3 protein-coding genes are annotated in these 6,301 nt (G+C 68.8%); all 3 read left to right on the top strand.

Going from position 1 to position 6,301, the window contains the following annotated elements; all coding sequences use genetic code 11:
• Positions 1-328: acyl carrier protein (locus AC27KI_RS17045; protein WP_487114892.1), on the top strand; the 328-nt coding region annotated here is incomplete at its 5' end.
• The gene (locus AC27KI_RS17050) at positions 328-4,911 is read left to right on the top strand and encodes a type I polyketide synthase (RefSeq protein WP_487114894.1); all 4,584 of its coding nucleotides are present in this window, start codon (positions 328-330) and stop codon (positions 4,909-4,911) included. The genes AC27KI_RS17045 and AC27KI_RS17050, both read left to right, overlap by 1 nt.
• 21 nt (positions 4,912-4,932) lie before the next feature.
• Positions 4,933-6,301: condensation domain-containing protein (locus AC27KI_RS17055; protein ID WP_487090211.1), on the top strand; the 1,369-nt coding region annotated here is incomplete at its 3' end.

Raw genomic sequence — 6,301 nt, forward strand, 5'->3', positions numbered from 1 at the left:
GAGGCGCCGCAGGGGGGAGATGGAAGGGGCGCTGGCGCAGATCTGGGCCGAGGTGCTGGGGGTGCAGCGCGTGGGGCGCAATGACCATTTCTTCGACATCGGCGGCCATTCCTTGTCGCTGGTGCGTGTGCACCGGCTGCTCCAGTCGCGCTGCCAGATCAGTTTGCCCCTGGTCCAGCTTTTCCAGTACCCCACGGTCGAGGCCCTGGCCCGACGAATCCATCAAGGCGCAGAGGCCGCCGCCGGAGCCGAGCAGGCCGACCAACGCGCCTTGCGCCAGCGTGCGGCACTGCTTCAGCGCCGTCAATCCGCAGAAAGAGTGAACTGATGCCGCATACCAACACCCCGCCGGAATGGACCGGCATCGAGATCGCCATTGTCGGCATGGCCGGACGTTTTCCCGGCGCCGACGACGTGGAGGCCTTCTGGCACCAGATCCGGACGGGAACCGAAGCGGTGGAGCACTTCAGCGACGAAGCGCTGCGCCAGCGCGGCGTGCCGCAGTCGCTGTTGGACGACCCCGACTACGTCAAGGCCGGCGTGCCTTTCAGGGGCGCCGACCAGTTCGATGCCGGACTCTTCGGCTACACGCCGCGCGAGGCCGAACAACTCGACCCCCAGCAACGCGTCTTCCTGGAGTGCGCATGGACCGCGCTGGAGCACGCGGGTTGCGATGCCCAGCGTTGGCCGGGCAAGGTGGGCGTGTATGCCGGTGAGGGGCCGCACCTGTACCTGATCCGGCACCTGCTGCCTGCCTTCGGCCTTGGCAAGGACACCGGCATTGCCGAATTGCTGGGGCTGCTCAGCGCCAATGCGGGCAGTTCGCTGTGCACGCGCGTGGCCTACAAGCTCGATCTTCGTGGGCCCGCCGTGACGGTGCAGACCGCGTGCTCCACCTCGCTCGTGGCCGTGCACACCGCGTGCCAGGCGCTGCTCGGCCATGACTGCGACATGGCCCTGGCGGGCGGGGTGTGGCTCAACCTGCTGCAGGAAGACGGCTACCGCTACCAGGCCGGCGCGATTCTCTCGCCCGACGGGCACTGCCGCGCTTTCGATGCCCGCGCCGCCGGCACGGTGATCGGCAGCGGCTGCGGCATCGTGGCGCTCAAGCGGCTGGAGGATGCCCTGCGCGATGGCGACACCGTGCACGCGGTGATCAAAGGCTCCGCCATGAACAACGACGGTTCGGACAAGGTCGGATTCACCGCACCCAGTGTTAACGGGCAGGCCGAGGTGATCCGCGCTGCACAACTGATCGCGGGGGTGGCGGCCGATACCGTGGGCTATGTGGAGGCCCACGGCACCGGCACGGTGCTCGGCGACCCGATCGAGGTGGCCGCGCTGACCCAGGCATTCCGTGCCGATACCGAGCGCAGAGGCTTTTGCGCCCTGGGGTCGGCCAAGAGCCACATCGGCCACCTGGACGCCGCCGCAGGCGTGGCGGGCTTGATTCGTGCGGTGCTGGCGCTCAAGCACCAGACCCTTCCCCCCAGCCTGCATTTTGAGCAGCCCAACCCTTCCATCGATTTCTCCAGCAGCCCTTTCTATGTCAATGCAACTGCACGGCCCTGGCCTCGGGCGGGTGTGCCCCGCCGCGCTGGCGTGAGCTCATTTGGCATCGGCGGTACCAACGTGCACGTCGTGCTGGAAGAGGCACCTGCGCTGCCGGCCCGTTCCGGCGCACCATCGGGGTGGCAGGTCCTGCCGCTGTCGGCGCAAAGCCCCGCAGCGCTGCGGCAGGCCGCGCAGGCCCTGGGCGAGCACCTCGATGCGCACGCTGATACATCCCTGGCCGACGTGGCTTTCACCCTGCAGACGGGGCGCCGCACATTGCCCCTTCGGGCCGCCATCGTCAGTGACGGCGCCACTTCGGCGGCGCGGGAACTTCGGGCGGCCGAAGGGGCGTTGGGGCATCCGGCCCGTGCGCCCGAAGTGCCGCCCGAGGTGGCTTTTCTGCTGCCAGGTGGCGGCACGCAGCATGCCAACATGGGATTGGCCCTGTACCGCAGCGAGCCCGTGTTCCGCGAAACGGTTGATCGGTGCTGCGAGACCCTGAGACAGGCCGAAGGGCTGGACCTGCTGGCCTTGCTCTACCCCCCACCAGGCCAGGAGGCACGGGCCGACGCCCAGCTCGCACGCATCGAGTTCACGCAGCCCGCCCTGTTCGTCGTCGAATACGCGCTTGCCCGCCTCTGGATGTCGCGCGGCGTGCAGCCCACCCTGCTGCTGGGCCACAGTTTGGGCGAATACGTGGCCGCGTGCCTGGCCGGCGTGTTTTCCCTGGACGATGCGCTGCGCCTCGTCGCCCTGCGCGGCCGGCTCATGCAATCGATGCCGGCCGGGGCCATGACAGCCATCGCGTTGCCCGAGTCGGAACTCGCGCCTTTCGTGGCGGCGGGCTGCGACATCGCGGCAGTCAATGGCACCCAGCTGTGCGTTCTCGCCGGGCCTGTGAAGGCCGTGGAGGCAGCGGAGCAGGCCCTGCTCGCCCGCCAGCTCATGCCGCGCCGCCTTCACGTCGAGGTGGCATCGCATTCCGCGATGACTGAAGGCATTGCCCTGGCCTTGCAAAAGGCGGTGGGCGCCGTGCCACGCCATGCCCCGAAAATCGCCTTTCTATCCAATGTCACCGGCCTGCCGATCACGGCGGAGCAGGCGACCGATCCGGCCTACTGGGCCCGGCACCTGCGTGGCACCGTGCGCTTCGCCGACGGACTGGAGGTCATTCTCCGTACCCCGGGTCGTGTGCTGCTGGAGGTCGGCCCCGGCGAAACACTGTCCGGCCTGGCACGCCAGCACCCGCTGGCGCATACGGCGGCCGGGATCTGGCCCAGCCAGGCCCACCCGCAGCAGCAGGTGCACAACGAACGGCAGATGGCGCAAGCCCTGGCCAGCCTCTGGAGCGCGGGCGTGGCGATCGACTGGGCAGCCTGCCATCCCATGGGCCAGCGGCGGCGACTGCCACTGCCGGGCTATGCGTTCCAGCGCCGCCGCTACTGGGTGGATGCTCCGGTGGCAGGGCTGCCTTCGCCTTCGGCGATCGCTCCATCTCTGGCTGGCGAGGCGTTCTACGTGCCTGACTGGAAGTCCATTCCCCCTGCCGAGGCCGTAGTGGCCGAAGCCCGCGCTGGCGCATGCACGCTGGTGTTCGGTGACCGCAGCGATTTCTGTGAACGCCTGCTGCAGGCGCTGCAGCAGCGCTCCGCACCAGGGCACGCCGTGGTGTGGGTGCAGGCCGGTGCGGCCAGCCACCCCATCGGTCCGCTGCACCATGTCGTGCGGCCCGGCCACCGGGCCGATCTCGCGCAGCTGCTGGCGCGCGTGCAGGCGGCACATGGACCAGTGGTGGAAGTTCACCATCTTTGGGCACTGGACACCGCCGTTCCTGTAACCGATGCGGCCCTGGAACGGGGCTATTTCAGCCTGCTCGCCTTCGTCCAGGCGCTGCAGGATTCGGCACTGGGGCGCGAGCAGCCGCTGGCCCTGCGGGTGGTCGCCAACCAGATGGCCGATGTCTCGGGCCTCGATCCCCTGTGCCCTGAAAAAGCCATGCTGGTCGCGCTGTGCAAGGTGATCGGGCAGGAATATCCCCACATCGATTGCAGTGCGACGGACGTGATTCTTCCCTCCAGCATTGACGGCACGGCCTGGCTGATCCGGCAACTGGCGGCCGATGCGCAGCACCGCCGGGAAGACCCCCTGCGGGTCTATCGCGGGCGCAAGGTCTGGCGCCTCGCGTACGAGCCACTACCGCGTCCGGAGATGCCCTCGGGCGCACGCGGCACCGCTCGCCTTCGCCCGCAAGGGGTCTATCTCATCACCGGGGGACTGGGCGGTGTGGGCCTGGCGGTGGCAAGGCATCTGGCCGAGCATTGGCAAGCCCGCCTGGTCCTGCTGGGGCGGACTGCGATGCCCGCGCCCGACCGGTGGGACACCCTGGCGGCGGACCCTGCCCAGCCACCGGCGCTGCGCCAAAAAATGGTACAGCTGATGGAGCTGAAAACTTTGGGTGGCGACGTGCTGACCCTGTCCGCCGACGTGTCCGACCCCTTGCAGATGCAGGCGGCCGTGGCGCAGGCGCGCCAGCGATTCGGCGCCCTGAACGGTGTCATCCATGCGGCCGGCCATGCCAACAGCGGCATGATCGGCCAGCGCAGCGCGGCGGAGGCCCGCGAGGTGTTTGCACCCAAGCTGCGTGGCACCCAGGCCCTGCTGGGCGCCGTGCGTGGTGAGCCGCTGGATTTCGTGCTGCTGTGCTCTTCCATCTCCAGCATGGCGGGCGGATTGGGCATGAGCGACTATGCCGCAGCCAACGCCTACCTGGACGCGGTGGCCGCGCTGGAGCAGCGCACGTCACGCTGTCCGGTGGTCTCGGTCAACTGGGATGCCTGGCGAGACTTGGGTATGGCTGCCGGCCTGGTCCTGCCCCCCGGGGTGGGCATGGACGGCCCGGAAGGCGCGCAAGCCCTGGAGCGCATCGTCAACGGCCCGGCACACGCCCAGGTGGTGATCTCCACCACCGATCTGGCGCAGCGCCTCGGCGACATCGACAACGGCATGCTGGAACTGCTGGAGACAACGCCCGTCCCTGCCGCCGGCCGCAGCCGGCATCCGCGTCCAGTGCTGCCAACGCCCTACGTGGCGCCGGATGGAGACCTGGAGTTGGCCCTGGCCGAGGTCTGGCAGGACATGCTGGGCATGAGCAGCGTCGGCGTGCACGACAACCTGTTCGAGCTGGGGGGCGATTCCCTCCTGGCCATCCAGCTCCTCGCCAGGGTCCGCAAGGCCTACGCCGTGGAACTGCACCCTGCCGCATTCTTCAAGGCGCCCACGCTGGGCGCCCTGGCCCAGCTCGTGGAAGCACGCCTGATCGATGAGATCGAACGCAGTGCGGCTGCCGCCGCTGCCTGACCTCTGTTGCCAAGACCTCCCATGCTCGAAACCCAAGACCTTTCCGCCCGCCGCGCGGGCCTCACGCCTGCGCAGCGCGAGCAACTGCAGCAACGGCTGCGTGGTGCCGCCCAGATGGACGCGGCTGCATTGGCATCCCCGCATGCCATCGGTGTGCGCAGTGAACCGGGGAAAGCCGTCCTGTCGGCGGCGCAGCAGCGGATGTGGTTCCTTTGGCGGCTCGATCCCGCCAGCACCGCCTATCACGTGAGCGGTGGCCTTCGCCTGAGCGGCGCCCTGGATCGCCAAGCCCTCGCCGCTAGCCTGCAGGCCTTGGTGGCACGCCACGAATCGCTGCGCACGGTGTTCCTGGAAAAGGCCGATGGCAACGCCGAGCCCTGCGTGTGGGCCCCGGAGTCCATCGAACTGCCCTTCCTGGACCTGCGTGGCCTGTCGCCCGAGGCACTGGAGGCGCAGCGCAGCCCGGCCGTGCAGGCACTGCGCTGTGCGCCATTCGATCTTGGGAAGGGACCGCTGATGCGGGTGCTGCTCCTTCAAACGGATGCGCAGGCATATGAGCTGCTGGTGGTGATGCACCACATCATTTCGGACGGCTGGTCGGTGCAGGTCATCCTCGACGAACTGGCCCTGCAGTACGCCGCGCGCGTGCAGGGCCACGAGCCTGAATGGGCTGCATTGCCCATCCAGTACGCGGACTATGCCGCCTGGCAGGCGCAATGGCTGGCCGGTGGCGAGAGCGAGCGCCAGTTGGCCTGGTGGCGCGCGCAGCTGGGGGAAGAGCAACCGGCGCTTTCCCTGCACACCGACCGCCCCCGACGCAGCGATGGCCGCTACCGCGCAGCCCAGCACCATATGGTGTTGCCTGAGGCACTCGTGCTGGCGTTGCGCCGGGCTGCGCAAGCCAGGGGTGCCACCTTGTTCATGGCGCTGCTCAGTGGGTTCTTCGCGCTGCTGCAGCGGCATACGGGGCAGACAGACATCCGGGTGGGCGTTCCGGTGGCCAATCGCAACCGGGCGGAAACGGCGGGGCTGGTGGGATTTTTCGTCAACACCCAGGTCCTGAGGGCCCGGCTGGACGGCCGCACGGAGGGGGCGGCGCTGCTGGAGCAGACGCGCGATGCCGCCATCGCCGCCCAAGCTCACCAGGATCTGCCTTTCGAGCATCTGGTGGCGGCCCTGCGGCCTGAACGCAGCCTCAGCACCAGCCCGCTGTTCCAGGTCATGTTCAACCACCTCCGACGGGACCATCGCTCGTTGGCCGGATGGCCGGGTGTCGCCGTCGAGCGGCTGGATTTCGACGAGGAAGCAGCCCAGTTCGAACTGACGCTGCAGACCTGCGAGACCGGTGCGGGCCAGGTCGAGGCCTCGTTCCTCTACGCCTCGGAGCTGT

The organism is Acidovorax sp. KPB24-03 (assembly GCF_057546605.1).

Coding starts and splice junctions, on each gene's coding strand:
- AC27KI_RS17050 (WP_487114894.1), top strand. CDS start 328: ATGCCGCATACCAACACCCCGCCGGAATGGACCGGCATCGAGATCGCC.